Annotated in this window: 20 protein-coding genes; 6 read left to right on the top strand and 14 right to left on the bottom strand. The window is 47.9% G+C overall.

Annotated features, from left to right (window positions below; translation table 11 throughout):
• Positions 1–94: 94 nt before the first annotated feature.
• Entirely contained in the window at positions 95–1,210 is a 1,116-nt protein-coding gene (mnmA, locus tag C2747_RS09080) for a tRNA 2-thiouridine(34) synthase MnmA (protein WP_215333153.1), read from the top strand.
• A 26-nt stretch (positions 1,211–1,236) separates the two neighbouring features.
• On the opposite strand, the gene C2747_RS09075 is transcribed toward mnmA, so the two are convergent.
• On the bottom strand, positions 1,237–1,851 hold the full coding sequence (locus C2747_RS09075) for a glutathione S-transferase C-terminal domain-containing protein (RefSeq protein ID WP_215331433.1): 615 nt from the start codon (positions 1,849–1,851) through the stop codon (positions 1,237–1,239).
• Between the two features lie 93 nt (positions 1,852–1,944).
• On the opposite strand from C2747_RS09075, the gene purB reads away from it, so the two are divergent.
• Together purB and C2747_RS09065 are read left to right on the top strand one after the other, a co-directional pair.
• On the top strand, positions 1,945–3,324 hold the full coding sequence (purB, locus tag C2747_RS09070; protein WP_215331431.1) for an adenylosuccinate lyase: 1,380 nt from the start codon (positions 1,945–1,947) through the stop codon (positions 3,322–3,324).
• A 35-nt stretch (positions 3,325–3,359) separates the two neighbouring features.
• On the top strand, positions 3,360–4,676 hold the full coding sequence (locus C2747_RS09065; protein ID WP_433915518.1) for a 3-deoxy-D-manno-octulosonic acid transferase: 1,317 nt from the start codon (positions 3,360–3,362) through the stop codon (positions 4,674–4,676).
• A 14-nt stretch (positions 4,677–4,690) separates the two neighbouring features.
• Here C2747_RS09065 and secF read toward each other — a convergent pair whose 3' ends face one another.
• The 5 genes from secF to queA all read right to left on the bottom strand — a co-directional run bounded on the left by secF (position 4,691) and on the right by queA (position 10,216).
• Positions 4,691–5,665, bottom strand: a complete 975-nt coding sequence (gene secF / locus C2747_RS09060) for a protein translocase subunit SecF (protein ID WP_215331429.1) — start codon at positions 5,663–5,665, stop codon at positions 4,691–4,693.
• Between the two features lie 3 nt (positions 5,666–5,668).
• Complete coding sequence (gene secD / locus C2747_RS09055; protein ID WP_215331427.1) at positions 5,669–7,528, bottom strand: protein translocase subunit SecD; 1,860 nt, start codon at positions 7,526–7,528, stop codon at positions 5,669–5,671.
• 25 nt (positions 7,529–7,553) lie between these two features.
• On the bottom strand, positions 7,554–7,880 hold the full coding sequence (gene yajC / locus C2747_RS09050; protein ID WP_215331425.1) for a preprotein translocase subunit YajC: 327 nt from the start codon (positions 7,878–7,880) through the stop codon (positions 7,554–7,556).
• 135 nt (positions 7,881–8,015) lie between these two features.
• Positions 8,016–9,173, bottom strand: a complete 1,158-nt coding sequence (gene tgt, locus C2747_RS09045) for a tRNA guanosine(34) transglycosylase Tgt (RefSeq protein WP_215331423.1) — start codon at positions 9,171–9,173, stop codon at positions 8,016–8,018.
• A gap of 8 nt (positions 9,174–9,181) precedes the next feature.
• Positions 9,182–10,216: a tRNA preQ1(34) S-adenosylmethionine ribosyltransferase-isomerase QueA gene (queA, locus tag C2747_RS09040; protein WP_215331421.1), complete on the bottom strand. Its 1,035-nt coding sequence runs from the start codon at positions 10,214–10,216 to the stop codon at positions 9,182–9,184.
• Between the two features lie 30 nt (positions 10,217–10,246).
• On the opposite strand from queA, the gene recG reads away from it, so the two are divergent.
• On the top strand, positions 10,247–12,343 hold the full coding sequence (recG, locus tag C2747_RS09035) for an ATP-dependent DNA helicase RecG (RefSeq protein ID WP_215331419.1): 2,097 nt from the start codon (positions 10,247–10,249) through the stop codon (positions 12,341–12,343).
• Between the two features lie 48 nt (positions 12,344–12,391).
• Entirely contained in the window at positions 12,392–13,243 is an 852-nt protein-coding gene (ubiA, locus tag C2747_RS09030) for a 4-hydroxybenzoate octaprenyltransferase (protein WP_215331417.1), read from the top strand.
• Here ubiA and proC read toward each other — a convergent pair.
• From proC to C2747_RS09005, 5 genes are read right to left on the bottom strand one after another with little or no spacing between them, the layout of a single operon-like run.
• A complete protein-coding gene (gene proC, locus C2747_RS09025) occupies positions 13,229–14,089 on the bottom strand; it encodes a pyrroline-5-carboxylate reductase (RefSeq protein WP_215331415.1) in 861 nt (286 codons plus the stop codon). The two genes, ubiA and proC, sit on opposite strands and share 15 nt — an antisense overlap.
• Positions 14,086–14,811 (bottom strand): YggS family pyridoxal phosphate-dependent enzyme, encoded by a 726-nt coding sequence (locus C2747_RS09020; RefSeq protein WP_215331413.1) that lies wholly within the window; start codon positions 14,809–14,811, stop codon positions 14,086–14,088. Before C2747_RS09020 ends, proC begins: the two co-directional genes overlap by 4 nt.
• Positions 14,808–16,088, bottom strand: coding sequence for a glycolate oxidase subunit GlcF (glcF, locus tag C2747_RS09015; protein WP_215331411.1), 1,281 nt, complete (start codon positions 16,086–16,088; stop codon positions 14,808–14,810). Before glcF ends, C2747_RS09020 begins: the two co-directional genes overlap by 4 nt.
• 20 nt (positions 16,089–16,108) lie before the next feature.
• Positions 16,109–17,257, bottom strand: coding sequence for a glycolate oxidase subunit GlcE (gene glcE, locus C2747_RS09010; RefSeq protein ID WP_215331409.1), 1,149 nt, complete (start codon positions 17,255–17,257; stop codon positions 16,109–16,111).
• Entirely contained in the window at positions 17,257–18,762 is a 1,506-nt protein-coding gene (locus C2747_RS09005; RefSeq protein WP_215333151.1) for an FAD-linked oxidase C-terminal domain-containing protein, read from the bottom strand. Before C2747_RS09005 ends, glcE begins: the two co-directional genes overlap by 1 nt.
• Before the next feature lie 27 nt (positions 18,763–18,789).
• On the opposite strand from C2747_RS09005, the gene C2747_RS09000 reads away from it, so the two are divergent.
• On the top strand, positions 18,790–19,359 hold the full coding sequence (locus tag C2747_RS09000; protein ID WP_215331407.1) for a cob(I)yrinic acid a,c-diamide adenosyltransferase: 570 nt from the start codon (positions 18,790–18,792) through the stop codon (positions 19,357–19,359).
• Between the two features lie 52 nt (positions 19,360–19,411).
• On the opposite strand, the gene C2747_RS08995 is transcribed toward C2747_RS09000, so the two are convergent.
• From C2747_RS08995 to C2747_RS08985, 3 genes are read right to left on the bottom strand one after another with little or no spacing between them, the layout of a single operon-like run.
• Positions 19,412–20,536: a 3-deoxy-7-phosphoheptulonate synthase gene (locus C2747_RS08995; RefSeq protein WP_215331405.1), complete on the bottom strand. Its 1,125-nt coding sequence runs from the start codon at positions 20,534–20,536 to the stop codon at positions 19,412–19,414.
• 19 nt (positions 20,537–20,555) lie between these two features.
• Positions 20,556–22,046 (bottom strand): metalloprotease TldD, encoded by a 1,491-nt coding sequence (gene tldD / locus C2747_RS08990; protein WP_251374748.1) that lies wholly within the window; start codon positions 22,044–22,046, stop codon positions 20,556–20,558.
• Positions 22,047–22,070: 24 nt separating this feature from the next.
• Positions 22,071–22,904 carry a carbon-nitrogen hydrolase family protein gene (locus C2747_RS08985; RefSeq protein WP_215331403.1) on the bottom strand — a complete coding sequence of 278 codons (834 nt, stop codon included), beginning with the start codon at positions 22,902–22,904 and terminating at the stop codon, positions 22,071–22,073.

Below are 22,904 nucleotides of genomic sequence, written 5' to 3'. Positions count from 1 at the left end.
TGCCATTTATTTGGTTTTGCCACAAATCTCGTAAATTTGGAGCAAGACTTCTACAATGGATTTTTTAGCTGATAACGAATTCTCGCATTTTTTGATGATCCCCTTCAATTCTGTCGCAAAACCTGCTTCAAAACACTCCAAAGTCGTGGTTGGGATGTCTGGAGGGGTAGATTCGTCTGTTGCAGCCTGGATGCTCAAGCAGCAAGGCTATGAAGTCATTGGCCTTTTCATGAAAAACTGGGAAGACGATGACAGCGATGAATACTGCTCTGCACGTCAGGATTGGCTCGATGTCGTGTCGGTGGCCGACCTCATTGGGATTGATGTTGAGGCCGTCAACTTTGCTGCTGAGTACCGTGAGCGCGTTTTTGCGGAGTTTTTACGCGAATATGCTGCCGGTAGGACACCCAACCCAGATGTTTTATGTAATGCAGAAATTAAGTTCAAAGCCTTTTTAGACCACGCCATGAGTTTGGGCGCAGATGCCATTGCCACAGGCCACTATGCGCGGGTTCGGCATGAGGGTGGTCGCGTACAGCTTTTGAAGGCCTTGGATGCCAGTAAAGACCAAAGCTATTTCTTGCACCGCTTAACCCAGAGTCAATTGGCCAATGTGCATTTTCCTTTAGGGGAGATTCCAAAGACGGAAGTGCGCAAGATTGCCGAGCAAATCGGCTTGCATAATGCCGCGAAAAAAGACTCTACAGGGATTTGCTTTATTGGTGAGCGCCCTTTCCGCGAATTCTTAAACCGTTATCTACCGCGAACTCCAGGGCCCATTAAAACCCCGGAGGGCAAAACAGTAGGCGAGCATATGGGCCTTGCCTTTTTCACCCTGGGACAGCGCAAGGGTATAGGCCTAGGCGGCAGTCAGGACGGCAATGGAGATGCTTGGTATGTCGCGCGCAAAGATATAGCCAATAACACCCTCTATGTCGCCCAAGGCCATGAGCATCCGTGGCTACTGGCCAATCAGCTTTCCACGATTGACGCTACTTGGGTTGCTGGAGTTGCACCTACTCCAGGGCAGTACTCTGCAAAAATCCGCTATCGTCAGGCAGACTCAGCATGTACGCTGGCTGCCGGAGCCGCTGGGCCTGCGAGTTTTGAGTTGACCTTTCCGGAAGCTCAATGGGCTGTGACTCCGGGTCAGTCTGCTGTTTTGTACGACGGGGATATTTGCTTAGGCGGCGGAATTATTTCCGCCTAAGTCTTTTTAGCTGCCAGCGCCCTGATTTAGGCGGCTGGTGGGGCTGTTTCTGCGAAGGAAGGCCTTTGCATCAACTTTTGATACAAGGCATCTAAATTGGGGTATTGCGCTTGCCAAGCGATATCGGGGAAGCGGAATAGCAGATAACCCAAGGCGCAGCCGACGGCAATGTCAGCCAAAGTCATCTGATTACTGTGGCACCAGGCATTTTCAGCTAATTCACGGGACATTTGGGCAAGAGAGGCATTAATTTTGCCCATTTGACGCTCAATCCAAGCTGGGCTCTGTTGCTCAGGTGGACGCAAGGTCACTTCTAAGCGAGCCAAAATTCCTGCATCTTCTACTCCATCAGCCAGGGTTTCCCAGGTTTTGACGGTAGCGCGTTCACGACTGCCTGTCGGGATAAGTTTGCCCACCGGGCTCAATGTGTCAGCGTACTCAGCAATCACACGCGAATCGTAGATTGCCTCACCGTCCTCTAAAAGCAGGCAGGGTACTTTGCCTAAGGGGTTGTTGAGGGCTATTTTGGTGTCTGCAGCCCAGACATTCTCGAGTTCTAGGTCTAAATCTACCTTTTTTTCCAAGAAAACAATGCGCACTTTTCGTACGTAGGGGCTAGTGAGGGATCCGATAAGTTTCATGGGTCAATTATAGCGATGCCATTCAAACTGAATTGCTCCTAAGAGCGATTAAAATCAGGTTTTATTGAAACAATCAATGTAAAGGCAATATTCGTGAGTCAGCCGATTTCTACTCTTAATGCACTATCCCCTTTAGATGGTCGCTATGCCGGCAAGTTGGATGCCTTGAGGCCTTGGTTATCCGAAGCTGCGTTTATGCGACAGCGCGTGTTTGTAGAGATTCATTGGTTATTGGCTTTGGCCTCTGCGGGACTGCCAGATGTGCCAAAAATTAGCGCTGCAGATGAAGCCTTCTTATTATCTTTGCCAGAAAACTTCTCTGATGCCGATGCGCAACGAATTAAGGATATCGAGGCAGTCACTAATCATGATGTGAAAGCAGTAGAGTATTTCTTAAAAGAAAAAGTAGCTGGTCGCTCAGATCTCTTAAAGGCCAGTGAATTTATTCACTTTGCATGCACCTCTGAAGATATCAACAATACTTCGCATGGTTTGATGTTGCGTGGCGCTCGTGATGAAGTGCTACTGCCACAACTCAGAAAAGTACTTTCCGTATTAACGGATTTGGCAATTGAGAACGCTAAGGTGCCTTTGTTATCACGCACTCACGGCCAACCTGCCTCTCCAAGCACTTTGGGCAAAGAGTTGGCGAATATCGCCAAACGTTTAGAGCGTGCGATTGCGACGATTGCTGCAGTTCCACTCCTAGGAAAAATGAATGGTGCCGTTGGTAACTACAACGCTCACTTATCCGCTTATCCTCATTTTGATTGGGAAAACTTTTCTAAGAATGTCGTAGAGAAACGCTTAGGTCTTACCTTTAATCCTTACACGATTCAAATTGAGCCGCACGATGGTATGGCTGAATTGTTTGATGCGATTGCTCGCGCCAACACAATTTTGTTGGATATGGACCGTGATTTCTGGGCGTACATTTCCATTGGTTACTTTAAGCAGCGCACTAAAGCGGGTGAGATTGGTTCTTCAACTATGCCGCATAAGGTGAACCCAATTGACTTTGAAAACTCTGAAGGTAACTTAGGCGTAGCTAATGCCTTGTTGCGCCACCTTGCTGAGAAGTTACCAATTTCTCGCTGGCAGCGCGACCTCACTGATTCAACCGTCTTGCGTAACCTCGGCCCAGCCTTTGGCCACAGCGTTTTAGCTTATGACAGCGCATTACGTGGCTTGGGTAAGTTAGAAGTCAATCATGCGGCGATTGCTGCTGACTTAGATGCGTGCTGGGAAGTATTGGCAGAGCCAGTGCAAACTGTAATGCGTCGTTACGGCATTGAGAACCCGTATGAGCAACTCAAAGAGCTCACTCGTGGCAAAGGTATCAACCAGGCTGATTTACAAACCTTTATTCGTGGCCTGAAGATTCCAGACGATGCAAAAACCCTGTTACTGGAGATGACCCCATCTTCTTATTTAGGTAAGGCGGTGGAGTTGACCGAACGTCTCAAAAAGTGAGCTTGACTCCAAGCCTTGGGCCCGCACTGCAGGATTTGCAATACGGTGCTCGCCCCAAGATCTGGTTCGCTGTTTATCAACTGCTTTGGCATCTGCTTCTGCCTTTTGCATTTATTCGCCTGGCTTGGCGCGCACGCCATTCCTCTGAATATTTAAATCACTTCTCTGAGCGCCTAGGTTTTTCTTATGGCAAAACAACTACTCAGGGATCTATATGGATTCATGCGGTATCTGTTGGCGAGACTAGGGCAGCTCAACCGTTGGTGGAAGCTTATTTAGCCCGTGGCGAGACGATTCTATTGACGCATATGACACTCAATGGTCGCCGCACTGGTGCTACTCTATTCGTGAAGGAAATTGCCGCAGGTCAGTTACATCAAGTCTATCTACCCTATGACCTCTGCTGGTCTGTTGCTAATTTCATTCGTGCATTTAAACCGAAGTTCGGTTTATTTATGGAGACCGAAGCTTGGCCAACCATGGTGTTTTATTGTGCAGAAATTGGCCTGCCATTATTTTTAGTAAACGCACGTCTATCTGAACGAAGTGCTCGTCGCGTGAAGCGATTTGGTAATGCGGGAAGGTCTTTATTCCAAGCATTTTCAGGTATCTTGGCTCAAACACAATTGGATGCTGATCGGTATCGTGGTCTCGGCGTTAAGCAGGTGAAGATTGTTGGTAACCTGAAGTTTGACGTGCCACTGGATCCCAGCTTAATTCAGCAAGGTAAAGCTTGGAAGCAAGAGCTCCAAAGCAAACAACGCTTAATGGTCTGCGCTGCTAGTACTCGTGATGGCGAAGAGGCAATTATTCTGAAGGCTTGGAAAGATCTCTTATTTGGCAACACTTTTCAGGTTGCCCCTTTGCTCTGTTTAGTTCCACGTCATCCTGAGCGCTTCTCTGAAGTGGCCAATCAAATTCAGGATGCAGGCCTGACATTTCGATGCCGCTCGGAATGGATTGATACGCCAAAGGGCGATGCTGGCGTAGATGTAATTCTGGGAGACACCATGGGTGAGATGCCAATGTATTACAGCGCTGCTGACTTGGTGGTCATGGGCGGCAGCTTACTCCCCTTTGGTGGCCAAAACTTGATTGAAGCTTGTGCTGCCGGCTGTCCAGTTTTGCTCGGTGAACATACTTATAACTTCCAGCAGGCCGCTCTCGATGCCATCGACATGGGTGCTGCCAAGCGTATCCAGGGTGAACCCGTTGCTCTTGTGGAAGCTTTAAAAGAGTTGCTATTGAATACCGCCGAATTGGCGATGATGTCCAGTGCTGCAAAGTCTTATGCGCTCCAGCATCAAGGCGCGACCCAAAAGATTATGGCCGCCCTTGAGGACTTACATTAACTCAGATTGAATTATTAAACCTGAGCCCCAAAGTTGGGGTCATCATTGCGCGTAACATCATCTGGCTTTTTATCGCCCTTCACTAAATCTTCGCGTGTTACACCAAGCCACATGGCTAGAGCTGCTGCCACGAATACTGAAGAGTAGATACCAAACAAAATACCAATGGTGAGCGCTAGAGCAAAGTAAAAGAGGGTGGGGCCACCAAAAATCAACATCGCCAAAACCATCATCTCAGTACTACCGTGAGTAATTACCGTACGACTAATCGTGCTCGTAATAGCATTATCAATAATCTCGCGGGTATTCATCTTGCGGTATTTACGGAAGTTTTCACGAATACGGTCAAAGATCACCACTGACTCATTTACTGAGTAGCCCAATACAGCTAGTACCGCAGCTAAGACGGAGAGCGAGAACTCCCACTGGAAGAAGGCAAAGAAGCCGAGAATAATCACGATGTCATGTAAATTCGCAATGATGCCGGCAACAGCAAATTTCCACTCAAAGCGGAATGAAAGGTAAACCACGATGCCGATGATCACAAATAGCAGCGCCATTAATCCATCTATCGCCAGCTCTCGTCCAACCTGGGGGCCAACGAACTCAACGCGCTGTAACTTGACGCCTGAGGTTGCCGGCTCAAGTGCTTGCATGACGGCTGCACTTTGATCTGCAGAGGAAATCATTTTTCCTTCAGTATCCTTTTGTAGCGGCAGGCGAATCATTACATCGCGCGAGCTACCAAAGTTCTGAATCTGTGTGTCGGCGTAACCTAATTTCTCAACGTTCGCTCTGATCGAATCTAAGGGGGCGGTCTGTGGGTAAGCTACTTCCATTACCGTACCGCCGGTGAACTCAATTGATAAGTGAAGACCGTTATGCCAGAGGAAGAAAACAGCAGCTAAGAAGGTGACTAAAGAAACCGCATTGAGCGCCAATGCATGGCGCATAAAGGGAATGTCTTTTTTGATCCGGAAAAATTCCATGGCTTATTTCTCCTTTGGGCGCCAAACTTGGCCGATAGCGAGTTTCTGAACTTTTTTACCTCTGCCGTACCAAAGGTTAACTAGGCCACGTGAGAAAAAGACTGCTGAAAACATGGAAGTCAAAATGCCAAGGCAATGTACTACTGCGAAGCCTTTAATTGGACCAGAGCCAAATGCCAGTAATGCAAGACCAGCGATTAAGGTAGTGACATTTGAATCCAAAATAGTTGCCCAGGCCTTATCAAAGCCAACAGCAATCGCTGTTTGTGGGGCAGCGCCGTTACGCAGCTCCTCGCGAATACGTTCGTTAATCAACACATTGGAGTCAATCGCCATACCGAGCGCCAATGCCATCGCAGCAATTCCTGGTAAGGTCAAGGTGGCCTGAAGCATCGACAGCACAGAAATCAAGAGTAGCAAGTTCACTGCCAGAGCTACTACTGAGAAAGTGCCAAATAAGAGGTAGTAAGCAATCATGAAAATGGAGATTGCTCCAAAGCCAATGATCAGGGACTTGAATCCCTTCTCAATATTTTCTGCGCCTAGGCTTGGTCCAATCGTACGCTCTTCAATGATTTCCATTGGCGCTGCTAATGAGCCTGCGCGCAACAAGAGGGCTAAGTCATTTGCACTCTCGGTAGTTGGTTGGCCAGTAATTTGAAACTTAGAGCCAAACTCACCTTGAATCGTGGCAATCGTGAGAACCTCACCCTTACCTTTTTCAAACAAGATCATGCCCATCGGTTTGCCGATGTTTTCACGGGTTACTTCTTGCATCACGCGACCACCGGCGGCATCTAAGGAGATGTTGACAGCAGGGCGCTGATTTTGATCGAAGCCAGCGCTCGCATCGGTAATGCGATCACCACTGAAAATGACTGATTTTTTGAATACGCCCTGACGGTTCTCGCCGAAGCGGAATACATCCATGCCTGGAGGTGGAGTCTCACCAATGGCGATAGTCGAAACGATGGGGTCAGCTAGCCTAGACTCCAAAGTTGCAGTACGACCAATGATGTCCTTGGCACGTGCAGTATCTTGCACGCCCGGAAGTTGTACAACAATTCGCTCCGCACCTTGTTGTTGAATCACTGGCTCTTTAACCGCTAATTCATTCACACGCTTATTGAGTGTGACGATATTTTGTTTTACCGCGTTATCTTGAATTTCTTTCAAGGCAGTCGGTTTAAATTCACCAAGCAGTTTTGGAGATAAGCCGGTAGGCTTAATTTGCCAAATGAGCTCAGGCTGGCTAGTCATCAATACAGAACGCGCCTTCTCTGCGTCATCAATGCTGCCGAAAGTCAAAGTGATGGAGCCCGAACCACGCTCAATACCTTGCTGGCGAATCGATTTGTCGCGTAACTGGCTGCGAATATCGGTTGCCAAAGAAGTTACCTTCTTTTGAACTGCGCCCTTCATATCCACCTGCAGCAGGAAGTAAACGCCGCCACGCAAGTCAAGACCAAGTGGCATTGGTAAAGCATTCAGCGCATTCAACCAGCTCGGAGTATTGGAGAGAAGGTTTAATGCGACTGTGAAATTAGGTTCGTTTTGATCGATGTTCAATTTCTGTTGTAGCAAGTCGCGTGCACGAAGTTGGATGTCGGTATTGTTAAAACGAATTTTGATTGAACCCACGCTACCTGTGGATTCAAAGAAGATGCCAGTGCTACCGATGTTGTCATCAGCCAGAATCTTTTCCACTCGAGACTGTGTCGCCAAATCAACCTTGATGGTTGGCTTGGCGGACGAGACTTGGACCGCTGGCGCCTCTCCGTAGAAATTGGGCAATGAATATAGTCCCCCGATCAATAAAGCAAAGAGGATGACTATGTATTTCCAGAGAGGGTAACGATTCATATTGAGGTACTTTTAAACAAGCGTATTAAGCAGACTTCAGTGAGCCTTTTGGCAATACTGTTGTGATGGCGCCTTTTTGCATTTGCACTTGAGTACCAGCAGCAATTTCAACAGTCACTACTTGGATTTTTAATGCAGTTACTTTGCCAATGATGCCGCCAACAGTGACTACCTCGTCGCCAACCGAAAGAGACTCCAGCATTGCCTTAGTTTCTTTTTGACGCTTCATTTGTGGGCGAATCATGATGAAGTACAAGACTGCAAACATCAACACAAGGGGAAGGAAGCTCATCAAGCCACCAGAATCTGCGCCCGCGGCTGGAGCCTGGGCAAAAGCGTTACTAATCCACATACAAAACCTCCGTTAATTACCAGTTGAAAACTGCTTCAAGAAACTACTTCAGTTTTAGGCTTTTAAAGCGAAGCCGTAAACCCGCAATTCTAAACTGTATGGGGCTTTGAGGGCTTATTTACGCCCTTGGGTCTATTAATCCTGTCCGGGTTCTACGCCGCGTTGGCGATTCCGATGAAATTCCTCGCGATAGGCGCTAAAACGGTCTTTAGCTAGGGATTCTCGGACCTCTTCCATCAACTGTAGGTAATACGAGAGATTGTGGATGGTATTGAGCTGCGACCCCAAGATCTCATTCGCCTTTTGGAGGTGATTTAAGTAGGATCTGGTGAAATTTTTACAGGTGTAGCAAGCACAGGTAGGGTCGACAGGGCGATCATCGTCCTTGTACCCTGAATTACGCAGCTTGAGGTCACCAAAGCGGGTAAAGAGCCAGCCATTGCGGGCGTTACGGGTCGGCATGACGCAGTCAAACATATCAATACCCAGACTGACGCCTAGCATCAGGTCTTCAGGAGTGCCAACACCCATTAAGTAATGGGGCATGTGTTCTGGAAGCTTCGGGGCTGTAAAATTGAGGATGCGCTCAAACTCGGGCTTGGGTTCGCCAACCGAGAGACCGCCGATCGCAATGCCATCAAAGCCCTGCTGACTTACGGCATCTAGGGAGAATTCACGGAGGTTTTCAAACATGCCGCCTTGGACGATGCCAAAAAGGCCATTGCCAGTCTCGAGCTCGCGAAAGCGTTTTAAGGAGCGATCACCCCAGCGCAGTGACATTTCTAATGAGGCGCGCGCAGTTTTTTCTGAGGTTGCCTGACCCTTGATTTCGTAAGGAGTACATTCATCAAACTGCATCGCGATATCGCTATTAAGTACTGCTTGAATTTCCATTGACACTTCTGGCGACATAAATAATTTATCGCCATTGATCGGAGACGCAAAGGTAACGCCTTCCTCGGAAATTTTCCTGAGCGCTCCTAGGCTAAAGACCTGAAAACCGCCAGAGTCAGTGAGGATTGGCTTATCCCAGCCCATGAAGCGGTGTAAGCCACCATGCTTCTTCACAACATCTAAGCCAGGTCGCAGCCACAGATGAAAGGTATTGCCCAAAATAATTTGGGCTTTAGCCTCATGAAGATCGCGTGGCGTCATCGCCTTCACGGTGCCATAAGTTCCCACTGGCATAAATATTGGTGTTTGAACGCTGCCGTGAGGAAGCTCAAGCTGACCAAGGCGAGCGGGGCTGGCAGAGTCACGCGCGAGGATATTAAAGTGAACGGGTTTTGTCATGAGCTTGTTTAGTTAAGACGGCTTAAGAACATCGCATCGCCGTAGCTAAAAAAGCGATATTTATTCTGAATGGCATGTTGATAGGCATTGCGGATATTGTCTACACCAGCAAAAGCGCTGACCAACATCAGTAGAGTCGATTTTGGCAGATGAAAGTTGGTGAGTAGGCAATCTACGGTTTTGAATGTGTAACCAGGCGTAATAAATAAGTTGGTTTCGCCGCTAGTCTGCTGGGTTTGAGCCTGACTCTCTAGGGCGCGCAGGCTAGTTGTGCCTACTGCAATGACTCTGCCGCCTGCCTGCTGGGTAGCCTTAATTGCATCGAGAGTTTCTGTAGGAATTGAAAACCACTCATAATGCATCTTGTGTTTGCTAAGATCTTCCTCGCGAACTGGTGTAAAGGTGCCTGCGCCCACATGCAGAGTGACTGTGGCCTGTTTAACGCCGAGCTCACTGAGTTGCTTGAGAATGGCTTCATCAAAGTGCAAGCCTGCCGTAGGAGCTGCTACGGCACCGGGATTCTTGGCGACAACAGTCTGATAGCGATTGGCATCCTCTTGATCTGGCTGATGCTCGATGTAGGGTGGCAGAGGTAGCTCACCAAAGCGCTCCAACAAGTCAAATACATTCTCAGGGAAGCGCACTTCATAGAATCGGCCGTCGCAGCCAATCATTTCAACGGGGAAAGTTTCGCCAGCCTGATTGTGCACATGAACAATGCTGCCGGTCTTAGGAACTTTAGAGGCTCTGATTTGTACCCAGGCTTGTTTATCTCCGCTGATGCGTTCAATCAGGAGCTCTACATTGCCACCCGTCTCTTTTTTGCCATGCAGGCGAGCAGGAATGACTTTGGTGTCATTAAAGACTAGTAAATCCCCAGGTTTTACTAGCTTCAGGATGTCTGGGAATTGCCTATCAATCAATTGGGCGACATTATCCCCCTCTATATTCAGCTCTAAGAGGCGGCTATCCGTTCTATTTGCTAGCGGGTGCTGGGCAATGAGTTCGGGCGGGAGGTCGTAATTGAAGTCGGAAAGTTGCATAGCATTACCATCAGGTATTGGATTTTAACGATGACGACTAAGCGACCGCCAACTGCACTCGAAAAGATGGGTTTAAACAGCCCTATGGCCCTTGCTTTGCACCTGCCATCCCGCTACGAGGATGAGACAGAGCTCTTTACCATCGAGGAAGCCTTGGGTCTTGGGAGATTTCATTCGATTCAGACTCAGGGCCTTGTGATTCGTAATCAGGTGACGTTTCGCCCCAGAAGGCAGCTCCTGGTCACGATTGAAGATGAGACTGCTTCGTTACAACTGCGTTTTCTCAATTTTTATCCTAGCCAGCAAAAGCAAATGGCAGTCGGTAGTCATATTCGTGTGCGGGGTGAAATTCGAGAGAGCTATCAAGGTGCGGAGATAGTTCACCCTACTGTGCGTGCAGTTATTCCAGAGGCACCATTGCCAGCGAGCCTGACCCCCGTTTATCCAGCCAGCGCTGGAATCTCGCAAACCATTATTCGTAAGGCGGTGCTTAAGGCCCTTCAAGATGCAAGCTTAAAAGAAAGTTTGGCGGAATTTCTGCCATCCAAACTCATGGCAGAAATTCTGCCGACAAATGATTGGCCACCACTACAAGATGCAATTACCTATTTGCACCAGCCACCTGCTGATGCCAATACCCAATCATTATTGGAGCGTACTCATCCAGCTTGGCGGCGCGTGCAGTTTGAAGAATTGCTAGCCCAGCAGATTTCTTTAAAGCGGGCGCATGCTATCCGAAGAGAAAGGCGAGCCCCTAGTTTTGTGAAGGGTCAGCAAGCAAGCAAGGCAAGCAAAATAAACAAAATAAAAAACAGCATTGAAGATGGCTTACTGACAGTCTTGCCCTTCGAGCTGACAGGTGCTCAAGCTCGTGTCTGGTCGGAGATTAGAGTCGATTTATCAAACACCTTTCCAATGAACCGCTTATTGCAAGGTGATGTTGGTAGCGGTAAAACGGTGATTGCAGCTTTAGCCGCTGCACGTGCTATGGATCATGGCTATCAAGCGGCCATCATGGCGCCGACAGAGATTTTGGCGGAGCAACACTATCTCAAAATGCAGGAGTGGTTTGGGCCTTTAGGGGTAAAGATTGCATGGCTTTCGGGTAGTTTGAAAGCTAAGGAGAAACGACTCGCACAAGAAATAATTGAGAGCGGTGAGGCTCAACTCATTATTGGTACGCATGCCCTCATTCAGGATAAGGTGAGTTTTGCCAAGTTGGGCTTAGCAGTCATTGATGAGCAACACCGTTTTGGTGTGAGACAGCGTTTAGAGATTCAGCAACGTGTTGGCTCGGAACTTTTTTATTGTCACCAGTTGATGATGTCGGCTACTCCGATTCCACGGACTCTGGCAATGACCTACTACGCTGACTTAGACGTTTCTGTAATAGATGAATTACCTCCCGGCCGCAAACCAATTGCCACTAAGGTAGTGAAGGCAGCGCGCAGGGATGAGGTGATTGGTGGACTACATGATTGGTTGGTTAAGGGATTGCAAGCCTATTGGGTTTGTCCTTTGATTGAGGAGTCTGAAGTCTTGCAATTGCAAACAGCGGTTGAAAGTTTTGAGCAACTTACACAAGCATTGCCGAATTTCAAGGTTGGTCTAGTCCATGGTCGTTTAAAGAGTGAAGAAAAGGCTGCAGTAATGGCAGCTTTCAAGGCTAATGAAATCCAGTTACTGGTAGCGACAACCGTGATTGAAGTTGGAGTGGATGTGCCCAATGCGGCGCTGATGGTAATTGAGCACGCTGAACGTTTTGGCTACGCACAGATTCATCAGTTGCGCGGGCGTGTTGGGCGCGGTTCGGCGGATTCAGTTTGTATTTTGATGTATGCAGAACCTCTATCCATGGCCGCCAAAGAGCGCTTACAAACTTTAAGAGAAACGTCAGATGGATTCGTAATAGCAGAGCGCGACTTATCGCTTCGTGGCCCAGGTGAACTATTGGGAGCCAAACAATCTGGGGATGCGATGTTGCGATTTGTCGACCTGCAACGGGATGCATGGCTGATTGAGTTGGCTCAGACAGCGGCAGAGCGTCTGCTAGCTGAGCATGGCGACTTGGTGGAAAGACATCTGGAGCGTTGGCTTGGCTCTCGCACTGAGTTTCTAAAAGCTTGATAATTGCACCATGACTATGATTGCCAATAAAGAAAGGCTATTTATCTGATGCGCGATCGTATTGTTGCTTACGCCTACCTGATCCGCCTGGATAAACCGATCGGAACGCTACTGCTGTTGTGGCCAACTTTGTGGGCACTTTGGCTGGCAAGTGGCGGTCTACCTGAATGGCATCTACTTCTTATTTTTTCTCTTGGAACATGGTTAATGCGTAGCGCCGGGTGCGCTATGAATGACTATGCGGATCAAGATTTTGATCGCCATGTTTTGAGAACTAAAGAGCGACCTATTACGAGTGGCAAGATTTTTGGAAAAGAGGCGTTAGCTGTAGCAGCTACCTTGGCATTGATAGCCTACATACTGATTCAACCCCTGAATGCTTTAACTCAAGATCTCTCTTTCTTCGCCTTAGCAGTTGCGATTATTTATCCTTTCACTAAACGTTTCTTTGCGATTCCGCAAGCAGTTCTGGGCATTGCCTTTGGCTTTGGAATTCCAATGGCCTATGCTGCCGTATTGGGTTTTATTCCAATGGAGGCTTGGATTTTGTTTGTGGGCAACATCTTCTGGGCTATTGCCTATGACACCGCTTATGCGATGGTCGATCGTGATGATGATTTACGTTTGGGTTTGCGTACCTCAGCAATTACCTTTGGCCGCTTTGATGTGCTTGCAATTGCCCTGAGTTACTGCGCGTTATTCTTGAGTCAGATTTGGGTTGCTCAACTAGCCAATCTGAATAATTACTTTTGGGTGGGTTGGTGCTTCGCTGTAGCCTGCGCCGTATATCACCTGAAGTTAGTGGCTAGTCGTAAGCGGGAAGATTGCTTCAAGGCATTTCGCCACAACAACTGGTTGGGTGGATTCCTATTTCTGGGAATCTTATTAGGTCTTACCTAATTCATCACCCATGGTTTTGCCACGTTGATTTGCTGCTTCAATCGCTTTTTCAAGTGCGCCATGCCAATCAAGTTCCTTAAGCATATCCAGTGCAGCAGCAGTAGTACCACCCTTGGAGGTGACACGTTCACGTAGTACACCTGCATGCTCATCTGAGTTATGGGCTAATTGCGAAGCACCCTCTAAAGTAGCATAAGCAAGTTTGCGAGCTGTGGCCGAATCCAAACCAAGTTTCTCACCACTCGATTGCATGGCCTCTAAAAAAGCAAAAACATAGGCAGGACCACTTCCAGAAACAGCGGTAACCGCATCCATGAGTTTTTCTTCATTCACCCAGACAGTTTGACCTACTGCATTACAGATGGTTTCAGCTAAGGCGCGGTCGGCAGCATTGACGGTAGCATCAGCAAATAGCCCAGTAATGCCCTTACCAATTAATGCTGGGGTATTAGGCATCGCACGTACACAACGCTCATGATCAAGCCAACGACTCATATCTTTAAGGCGAATGCCTGCAGCAATACTGAGAATGAGTAGACCTGGTGCAGTGGCATGCTTGAGTTTTGTACTTAAAGACTTGGCTACCAAATTAAAGTCTTGGGGCTTAATCGCCATGATCACAACATTGTTTTTAGAGAAGTTAAAAGCAATTTGATCTAAAGCACCAATGATCTGCACACCAAAATCTTGGTGCAACTGCAAGCCAGTGCTGGCATTAGCCTCGACTACAGACAGTTGATTAGCCTCAAAACCATTGGCCAGTAAGCCGCTAATTAAAGCGCGGCCCATGTTGCCACCCCCAACGAAGGTAATGTGGGCATTTTGGTTTGTTTGTTGTGTGCTCATGCCTTAATCTTATCGCGCTTCCCAAAAATGGCGCTACCGATACGCACTATAGTGCTGCCTTCAGTGACCGCAGCCTCCAGATCATCAGACATCCCCATGGAGAGCGTATCAAAGAAATCATATCCAACATCACTAATATGCTTGGCCTTAATCCCAACAAAACATTCTCGAACGGCTGCAAAAGATTGACGTTGTTGGTTGACATCATCGCTAGGTGCAGGGATAGCCATGAGTCCACGAAGAACTAAATGAGGTAATTTAGAAATCGCATCGCAAAGAGCGTCGACCTCTTCGAGAGAAATACCACTTTTACTATCTTCTTCGCTGACATTAATTTGAACGCAAACTTGTAATGGGCCTAAGTTAGAAAATTCTCCACGTTGAGTGGAAAGGCGTTCTGCAATTTTGAGGCGATCAATGCTGTGTACCCAGTCAAAGTGTTCTGCAACATCACGTGTCTTGTTGCTTTGTAGTGGGCCGATAAAATGCCACTCTAGCCAAGGGCGTAATTTGGATAACTGCTGAATTTTTTCAACGCCTTCTTGGACATAATTTTCACCAAAGGCAATTTGCCCGACATGCATTGCTTCCTCAATTGCTATAGCTGGAAAGGTTTTGCTGACAGCGAGTAGTTGGATGTCTTCGGGCTCACGTTTCGCTGCCAAGGCTGCCAACTCAAGTCGTTGCCTCACCATCATGAGATTAGTGGTGACTTGACTCATGATTGGGTTCGGCTTTGTTGATTAATCAGTTGGTCAACAATCTCAATCCAATGAAGCACTGGAGTGTCATCTTGTTGAAGGTGGGCGATGCAGCCAATATTTCCGGAGACAATCACTTGTACGCCAGACTCTTCGCAGGCAGCATTGAGATGAGTCAATTTGTTATGGCGTAATTGCTCTGAGAGTTCTGGCTGAGTTATTGAGTAGGTTCCCGCTGAACCGCAGCAGAGGTGGCTATCAGCGCATAAGCGCACTCCAATACCGATACCAGCTAACAGACCCTCTACCTTGCCGCGAATTTGTTGGCCATGTTGCAATGTGCAGGGTGGGTGATAGACCACGCCAGGTTTTGGACCACTACCCACTAGGGCAACGAGCTCTTCCTGAAGTGCTGGCAGGATTTCTGAGATATCTTTAGTGAGAGCGGAGATGGTCTTGGCCTTAGCGGCGTATTGCGGATCATTGGAGAGTAGATGGCCATAATCTTTAACCATCACACCACAACCAGAAGCGGTCATCACAATGGCTTCAACGCCTTGCTCAACTTGCGGCCACCAGGCATCGATATTTTGTTTGGCATTTTCTAGGCCGCCCACTTGATCGTTTAGATGGTGACGCAATGCACCGCAGCAAGTGGCGTTAGGCGCAGCAATTAACTGAATCTTAAGGGCATCCAAAACACGTGCTGTTGATGAGTTGATGTTTGGCAACATGCCAGGTTGAACGCAGCCCTCGAGCAATAGCATCTTGCGTGAATGGCTAGTCTGCGGCCTTGCATAGGGATCTGTATTTGTATTGAGTGCTTTATTTTTAGCTTGCGGAATCTTGCGCTGGATACCAGTCGGCATGAGTGGTCGAACTAAGCGACCAATCGCCATTGCGGAGTTAAATAACTTAGGACTGGTTAAACCCTCTTTCAGAGCCCAGCGGGTAAGGCGCTGACTAAGAGGGCGCTCAGGAGTATTTTCTTCTGCCCACTTACGACCAATATCTATTAAGTTGCCGTATTGCACGCCACTAGGGCAAGTGCTTTCGCAATTGCGGCAAGTCAGGCAGCGATCTAAATGCAGGCGTGTTTTTTCAGTAGGGGCTTGGCCTTCCGCCATTTGCTTGATGAGGTAGATGCGACCTCGAGGACCATCAAGCTCATCACCAAGTAATTGATAGGTAGGGCATGTAGCGGTGCAGAAGCCGCAGTGAACACATTTTCCAAGAATTCTGGCAGCTTCAATACCCTCAGGAGTATTTTCGAATTGGGGGGCGAGTTGAGTTTGCATAAGGGTGCTAAAGGAGGAGCTTAGGGAAGACGTGAAGTAGCAAATATGCCCGCTGGATCAAAGGCAGTTCTGAGACGCGCTTGTACTGCCTCTAAAGCAGTGGAGTGTACTTGCTCACTCAGAAGGGTAAAGCGTTGCTTGCCTGGATCAATATTGCTTCCTTGCTTAAACCGAGTTGCATGCCCACCATGAGCGCTAGCTAAGGCCTTGATAGAGGTAAAAGTTGCATCATCACCCAGTGCCTTTAGCCAGCGTTGTTGGCCATGCCATTCCAAAGCAATGTCACCATGTGCATTTTCAAAAGCAAGTGTTCCGCAGGCGGCTGGAAGCGCGAGGCGATATAAAGTTTCATCACTATTGAGGTTTGAAAAAACAGCTAATTGCTGTTCGCGCAAAGCAGCCCAAAAATCTGAAGCTAATTGAGGTTCTAATTCGCTTGCGTTGACAGCTGCGCCCATGATCGGAATTGCTGCTTTGACTGCAGCAGCAGCACCAGCTAAGCGAATGGTGAGTTCACCATCACCACCTATTGAACTACCGATCCAGCAGCTTGCTGAGAGTGGTAATGGTTGTCCTGCCCATTCATTTAGGAGTTGCAGTGCGCGTGCTTGGGTAATGTTGCAACGAAGAGACGCTGTAGCGGCTGGTCGCGGTAATACTTTTACAGAAGCTTCTAGCAACAGCGACAAGGTTCCCATTGATCCAGGTAATAAGCGGGAGACATCATATCCCGCAACGTTCTTCATCACCTTGCCGCCAAAGGATAGATCTTGGCCTTTACCGTCTAGGATGCGAGCACCCAGAACAAAATCCCGTAAATTACCGGCGCTAATGCGCCCTGGGCCTGCCAAGCCTGCAGCAATCGCTCCACCAAAAGTCGCGCTATCTCCAAAGTGAGGCGGCTCAAATGCCAGCACTTGATTCTTATCGGCTAGAGCGGCTTCAATTTCTTTTAGCGGTGTACCGGCGCACGCAGTAATCACTAGCTCTTCAGGCTGGTATTCCAGAATCCCAGAGTAAGTGCGGGTATCTAACTTGGCATAAGAATTGGCATTCCCATACCAAGACTTGGTGCCACCACCTTGAATGGATAAAGGAGTTTTATTTTTAACTGCCGCCAGAATTTGCTCTTGAAATAAGTCAATATTTGTATTGCTAGATGCCGACATTAAAAACGCTCCAACTCAGGATGCGGTAAGTTGCCACCACTAATGCGCATGCGGCCATATTCAGCACAACGGTTCAAAGTAGGAATTGCTTTATCAGGATTTAATAAGCGCTCTGGATCAAATGCGGATTTAACGCCCCAAAATGATTCACGTTCACCTTCACCAAATTGAACGCACATGGAGTTAATTTTTTCAATACCAACACCGTGCTCACCAGTGATCGTGCCATCAAGCTCAACACAGGCTTCTAAAATTTCTGTACCAAATTCTTCAGCGCGATGCCACTCTTCTTGATCCGCACCGTTAAATAAAATGAGGGGATGCATATTGCCGTCACCCGCATGAAATACATTTAAGCAGGCAAGACCATATTTCTTTTCCATACCCTGGATACGTCTCAGTAAAGTGCCAATATTTCTGCGTGGGATAGTGCCATCCATGCAGTAATAGTCGGCGGCTAAGCGACCAGCTGCTGGGAAAGCATTTTTACGACCACTCCAAAACTTCAGACGCTCCGCTTCGTTCTGAGAAATCTGAATACCGCTAGCGCCAGCTTGCTCTAGAACTTTGGTCATACGCTCAATTTCTTCCGCAACCTCTTCAGGCGTGCCGTCGGATTCGCAAAGCAGAATAGTTTCAGCTTCGAGGTCATATCCTGCATGAACAAATTCTTCTACTGCGCGAGTGGTAGCTCTGTCCATCATCTCTAGGCCGGCTGGAATAATCCCAGCAGCAATAATGGCCGCTACTGCATCAGCACCCTTTTCGATATCGTCAAAGCTAGCCATAATGACGCGCGCCAACTTGGGTTTAGCAACCAGCTTGACTGTGACTTCAGTCACTACAGCAAGCATGCCCTCGCTACCCATCACGATTGCTAATAAATCGAGTCCCGGGGAGTCTGGTGCAAGACTGCCGAACTCTACGATCTCACCGCTCATCAAAATGCCGCGCACTTTTAAAACATTATGAAGCGTCAGACCATATTTGAGGCAGTGCACACCACCGGAGTTTTCGTTGACGTTCCCGCCAATAGAGCAAGCAATCTGCGAGGATGGATCTGGGGCGTAATACAGTCCGAGATGAGCTACCGCTTCGGAGATCGCTAAATTACGAACGCCCGGTTGCACAACTGCAGTTCTAGTAAATGGATCAATGTTGATGATCTTTTTGAGTTTGGCTAATGAAAGTACTAAGCCCTGGGAGATGGGCATGGCACCACCCGATAGCCCGGTACCAGATCCGCGGGGGACGATGGGTACCTGCATCGCAAAGCAAGTCTTTAGAATCTGAACAACCTGCTCCTCGGTTTCTGGCAGAGCTACTGCCAGGGGCATGCGTCGATAAGCTGCTAGGCCATCGCATTCATAAGGGATCGTGTCCTCAGGCTCCCACAGTAGGGCATGTTCGGGGAGGATAGGGCGCAGGGCCGATACCAGTTTGGATTGCAGGGCGGTAATAGCCGCGAGTTCGGGGGGTGGGGTCACCATATTCATAGGAATCATTTTAGCCATATACCTATAATTAGTTTTATGGGAAATCGACTTTCAAAAATAGCCACCAGAACTGGTGATGCGGGCATGACCGGGCTTGGCGATGGTAGCCGGGTGGAAAAGGATCATTTGCGCATTTGCGCCATGGGCGATGTGGATGAATTGAACTCCGAAATCGGGGTTTTGATGACTGAATCAATCCCCGAGAGCCTTGCAGAGGAGTTCAAAAACCTATTTTTGCAAGTACAACATGATTTATTTGACCTGGGCGGGGAGCTTTGTATACCCAATTACACCCTACTCAAGCCAGAACAGGTAGCTCAGTTGGATATTTGGCTGGAAAAATTCAATGCGACTTTGCCTCCTCTGACGGAATTTATTCTTCCAGGTGGCACTCGTGCAGCTTCTCAGGCCCACGTTTGCCGCACAGTCTGTAGACGGGCAGAAAGATCGATTGTGCGTTTGGGTTGGGAGGAGCCTTTATACGATGCTCCGCGTCAATACGTTAATCGCTTATCGGATCTATTGTTTGTATTAGCGCGGGTTCTGAATCGTGCGGCAGGCGGTCAAGACGTTTTATGGAAGCATGAAAAAAAAGAGACTAAATAAATTAGTCTCTTTTAAGGTTAATAAGGCAAGCTTGCCTTATTTTTCCATTTCTTCACTTCTTCACTTTTCTGCGATTCTTCACAGCTAAAGCCAAGCGTTGTAATACGTTGGCTGAGTCTTCCCAATTAATGCAAGCATCGGTAATGCTCTTGCCGTATTCCAATTTGTTTGGATCGTCTTTTCCTGGCGAGAATTTTTGCGCACCATCATTGAGGTGACTTTCAATCATCACGCCAAAAATATGATGTGAGCCAGATTCAATTTGTTCGGCAATATTTTCTGCCACCACAATTTGACGCTCATGTTTTTTGCTGGAATTCGCATGAGATAAGTCAATCATCAAGCCGGCTGGAAGCTTAGCTGCTTCTAGCTCGGAGCAGGCTGCTTGAACATATTGCGCTTCATAATTAGGCTCTTTTCCGCCACGTAAGATAACGTGACAGTCTTTATTGCCTTTAGTTTCCACAATAGATACTTGGCCGTTCTTATGCACTGATAAGAAGTGGTGTGGGCGGCTAGCGGCCTGAATGGCATCAGTAGCAATCTTGATATTGCCATCGGTGCCATTCTTAAATCCGATTGGTGCTGATAGACCAGAAGCGAGTTCGCGATGTACTTGACTCTCGGTTGTGCGTGCGCCAATAGCGCCCCAAGAAATCAGATCTGCAATATATTGCGGAGAAATTACATCCAAAAATTCGCTACCTGCAGGCATGCCTAGGCGATTAATTTCCATCAATACTTGGCGAGCCATTCGCAGACCCTCTTCAATGCGATAGCTCTCATCTAAGTACGGGTCATTAATTAAGCCCTTCCAGCCAACCGTTGTGCGTGGCTTTTCAAAATAGACACGCATCACAATTTCGAGTTCACCTGCAAAGCGATCACGCTCTACGAGCAGTCTTTGGCAGTATTCGAGTGCTGCACGGGGGTCATGAATCGAGCAAGGCCCAATGATCACGAGCAGGCGATCATCTTTTCCATGAATGATGTCGCGAATCTTTTTACGTGTCTTGCTGATGAGTGCTTCTGTAGGCGTTCCGGCGATCGGGAAGAAGCGAATTAAATGCTCTGGTGGTGGCAGAACAGTAATATTGTGAATGCGTTGATCGTCCGTATCTGACGTTTTATCAACGGCAGCGTACCAGTTTGCGGGATTCGTATTTTGTTGGCTCATCTGGCTATTTTAAGCCGTATTAAGCCGTTCCTCCGACAGTCAAGCTGTCAATGCGTAAAGTTGGCTGCCCAACGCCCACAGGGACGCTCTGGCCTTCCTTGCCGCAAACCCCGATGCCGCCGTCTAATTTCAGGTCATTTCCGATCATAGAGACCTGTTTTAAGGACTCCGGGCCGCTACCAATGATGGTGGCGCCCTTAACGGGATATTGAATTTTGCCGTTTTCTACCCAATAGGCCTCTGAGGCTGAAAATACGAATTTACCGCTAGTAATATCGACTTGACCGCCCCCAAAGTTGACTGCATATAGGCCGCGTTTAATGCTGGCTACAATTTCTTGAGGATCATCCTTACCAGCCAACATATAGGTATTAGTCATGCGTGGCATTGGTAGGGAGGCAAAACTCTCGCGCCGTCCATTGCCTGTCAGGGGCATGTTCATGAGTCTGGCATTCAGGCTATCCTGAATGTAACCCTTCAAAATACCATCTTCGATCAAGGTAGTGCATTGGGTGGGCGTGCCTTCATCATCAATATTGAGTGAGCCACGACGACCGGAAAGTGTTCCGTCATCCACTACAGTGACACCGTTAGCGGCAACGCGTTGTCCAATGCAGCCAGCAAAAGCGGATGAGCCCTTGCGATTAAAGTCCCCCTCAAGGCCGTGACCTACCGCTTCGTGCAATAAAACGCCAGGCCATCCTGGTCCCATCACTACTGTCATTGGGCCGGCTGGGGCGGGGCGAGAGTCTAAATTAATCAGTGCGCCATCAACCGCTTCATCAACATATTGATTAATGAGTTCTGTATTGAAGTAGTGGTAATCATGACGACCGCCACCTCCTGAAGATCCAGATTCGCGACGACCATTTTGTTCGGCAATCACATGGACTGACACCCGCACTAGCGGACGTACATCAGCTGCTAATAGGCCATCCGCTCGAACTACGAGCACCACATCAAACTCACCAGCCAAGCTAGCCATCACCTGGATGATGCGCGGGTCACGTGCTTTTGCGCGACGCTCAATGCCTTCAAGTAAGGCAATCTTTTCTTGGGGTGCTAGTGAATCTAAAGGATTTAAATCTGAGTAGAGTTCGTTGGATACGGGTGTGAAGATTTTGCTTGCAAGCGCACGTGTACCACCTTGGGGTCCAATCACGCGCGTAGATTTGGCTGCCTTGTTGAGGGCCTCTAAATTAATTTCATCAGAGTAAGCAAAGGCGGTCTTATCTCCATAGATTGCGCGCACACCAACGCCTTGGTCAATGTTAAAGCTGCCGGATTTCACAATACCTTCTTCCAGGCTCCAGCTCTCGCTACGGGTGTGTTGGAAATAAAGGTCGGCATCGTCGAGTTGATGCGTGAACATGTTGCCAAAAGTGTGATGCAAGTCTTGCTCGGAAAGGCCAGTTGGCTCAAGCAGAATAGATTTAGCCAGCTTGAGAAGGTCTGCCTGTTTCTTAGGCTTAGTCCAATCACTCGGAAATAATGCTTCTGGTGCTCTCATCTTGATTTTGCTGAACTTTCTGTATTAAAGCTTGCGGTGTTTTAGTGCAGGTAGCTTAGAGCGTACCTCTTTTAATTTATCTTTGCTGAGCGTACCCTGAATAAAACCCTCGCCTTCAGGAAGATTACTCAATATCTCTCCCCAAGGGTCAATTAGCATGCTCTCACCCCAAGTACGTCGTTGATTCAAGTGAAGACCGCCTTGGGCTGAAGCTAGGACATAGCATTGGTTTTCAATTGCGCGTGCACGCAGAAGAATTTCCCAATGATCTTTACCTGTGGTGTAGGTAAATGCAGCTGGAATAATATGGCAATCCACTTGGCCAAGTGCGCGATACAGTTCTGGAAAACGTAGGTCATAACAAATACTCAATCCAAAGTGCCATTCCACTGCATCAACCTCGATTGAGAATTGGCCTGGTTGGCTACCCGCTGAAATAGTTTCAGACTCTTCGTAACGCTCCGTTGGAGTTTGAAAGCCAAATAAATGAATTTTGTCGTAACGAGCGATTTGTGTGCCTTGAGGATTAAACACTAAGGAGGTATTGAGAACCTTATTGGATTCATTAGCCTCAAGCGGAATTGTCCCAGCAACTAGATAGATATTATTTTCTTGTGCGATTGAGGCAAGTCGCTCTTGAATCGGACCAGACCCTGCCGCTTCGCGCGCATTGACCTTATCGGTATCCTTTAAACCCATTAAGCAAAAATATTCTGGTAACACGGCAATCTGCGCCCCGGAATCTGTAGCGGCTTTAATTAAGCGTGCTGCAGTTTCGAGATTTTCATTGAGACTGGGAGTCGATACCATTTGTATCGATGCCATGTTGAGTTCAGAAGAATTTCTTGGTGCGCTCAT

Source organism: Polynucleobacter corsicus, assembly GCF_018688255.1.
Classification (GTDB): Bacteria; Pseudomonadota; Gammaproteobacteria; order Burkholderiales; family Burkholderiaceae; genus Polynucleobacter; species Polynucleobacter corsicus.
This window is presented reverse-complemented; position numbering and strand designations above follow the sequence as displayed.

What these genes read in the sequence shown, in the direction of transcription:
- mnmA (WP_215333153.1), top strand. Translation starts at nt 95, where the DNA reads ATGATCCCCTTCAATTCTGTCGCAAAACCTGCTTCAAAACACTCCAAA.
- C2747_RS09075 (WP_215331433.1), bottom strand. Translation starts at nt 1,851, where the DNA reads ATGAAACTTATCGGATCCCTCACTAGCCCCTACGTACGAAAAGTGCGC.
- secF (WP_215331429.1), bottom strand. Translation starts at nt 5,665, where the DNA reads ATGGAATTTTTCCGGATCAAAAAAGACATTCCCTTTATGCGCCATGCA.
- secD (WP_215331427.1), bottom strand. Translation starts at nt 7,528, where the DNA reads ATGAATCGTTACCCTCTCTGGAAATACATAGTCATCCTCTTTGCTTTA.
- yajC (WP_215331425.1), bottom strand. Translation starts at nt 7,880, where the DNA reads ATGTGGATTAGTAACGCTTTTGCCCAGGCTCCAGCCGCGGGCGCAGAT.
- tgt (WP_215331423.1), bottom strand. Translation starts at nt 9,173, where the DNA reads ATGACAAAACCCGTTCACTTTAATATCCTCGCGCGTGACTCTGCCAGC.
- queA (WP_215331421.1), bottom strand. Translation starts at nt 10,216, where the DNA reads ATGCAACTTTCCGACTTCAATTACGACCTCCCGCCCGAACTCATTGCC.
- recG (WP_215331419.1), top strand. Translation starts at nt 10,247, where the DNA reads ATGACGACTAAGCGACCGCCAACTGCACTCGAAAAGATGGGTTTAAAC.
- ubiA (WP_215331417.1), top strand. Translation starts at nt 12,392, where the DNA reads ATGCGCGATCGTATTGTTGCTTACGCCTACCTGATCCGCCTGGATAAA.
- proC (WP_215331415.1), bottom strand. Translation starts at nt 14,089, where the DNA reads ATGAGCACACAACAAACAAACCAAAATGCCCACATTACCTTCGTTGGG.
- C2747_RS09020 (WP_215331413.1), bottom strand. Translation starts at nt 14,811, where the DNA reads ATGAGTCAAGTCACCACTAATCTCATGATGGTGAGGCAACGACTTGAG.
- glcF (WP_215331411.1), bottom strand. Translation starts at nt 16,088, where the DNA reads ATGCAAACTCAACTCGCCCCCCAATTCGAAAATACTCCTGAGGGTATT.
- glcE (WP_215331409.1), bottom strand. Translation starts at nt 17,257, where the DNA reads ATGTCGGCATCTAGCAATACAAATATTGACTTATTTCAAGAGCAAATT.
- C2747_RS09005 (WP_215333151.1), bottom strand. Translation starts at nt 18,762, where the DNA reads ATGATTCCTATGAATATGGTGACCCCACCCCCCGAACTCGCGGCTATT.
- C2747_RS09000 (WP_215331407.1), top strand. Translation starts at nt 18,790, where the DNA reads ATGGGAAATCGACTTTCAAAAATAGCCACCAGAACTGGTGATGCGGGC.
- C2747_RS08995 (WP_215331405.1), bottom strand. Translation starts at nt 20,536, where the DNA reads ATGAGCCAACAAAATACGAATCCCGCAAACTGGTACGCTGCCGTTGAT.
- tldD (WP_251374748.1), bottom strand. Translation starts at nt 22,046, where the DNA reads ATGAGAGCACCAGAAGCATTATTTCCGAGTGATTGGACTAAGCCTAAG.
- C2747_RS08985 (WP_215331403.1), bottom strand. Translation starts at nt 22,904, where the DNA reads ATGAGCGCACCAAGAAATTCTTCTGAACTCAACATGGCATCGATACAA.